This window comes from Oleiphilus sp. HI0132, from assembly GCF_001635845.1.
On the sequence record NZ_LWGJ01000799.1, the window covers coordinates 1 to 710 of the forward strand.

At 45.9% G+C, this 710-nt stretch carries 2 protein-coding genes; one reads left to right on the top strand and one right to left on the bottom strand.

From position 1 onward, the window contains the following. On the top strand, positions 1–438 hold a 438-nt coding region (locus tag A3766_RS09290; protein WP_156508817.1), incomplete at its 5' end, for an OmpA family protein. A 68-nt stretch (positions 439–506) separates the two neighbouring features. Here the strand turns inward: A3766_RS09290 and A3766_RS09295 are convergent. Further along, the coding region (locus A3766_RS09295) for a DUF2780 domain-containing protein (RefSeq protein WP_197479472.1) at positions 507–710 on the bottom strand (204 nt) is incomplete at its 5' end.

Genomic DNA, 710 nt, shown 5'->3' on the forward strand with positions numbered 1-710 from the left:
TACATGGACCAGCAAGAAGCAAAACTAAGGCACCAGCTAAAAAATAGCGGCGTAAGCGTTAAGCGTGTGGGCGACGAAATAATCTTAGTGATGCCTGGCAACATTACCTTTGAAACGGGTAAGTCGGATTTACAGGCCAGTTTTGAGAAAATCATTCATTCTGTATCACTGGTCTTAAAGGAATTTGATAAGACTGCAATTGAAATCACCGGGCATACAGACTCCACTGGCGCGCTATCGTTTAATCAGACTCTCAGCGAACAGCGTGCTAACAGCGTTAAGTATGCACTCCAGACTCGTGGCATTGCCTCTGGGCGCATTCACTCTTCGGGTAAAGGGCCACGCTTCCCAGTTGCTTCTAATGACACTGCCGAAGGCCGTCAGGCTAATCGCCGTGTAGAATTAAAGCTACTTCCTTTAGAAAGCGCAGGAAAGTAAAGCCGTCACTTATCGCAATAAAAAAGGGCGCTCATAGCACCCTTTTTTATTCGTAATTTGCGATAGAACTACAAAATTGCACCTAAGCCTTTCTGTAGTAAACCACCAATATCGATACCTGAACCTTGCTCATCAGATGACTTAGAGTCTCCAGAGAAATATTCAATGGCCATCTGTGCGAACTTCAGCACCATATCCGGGCTCAAGCCTAAGGCTTCAAACTGTTTTGTGACTTCTCCTAGCGCGCCTAGTGAACCTGATGCGCCACTTAC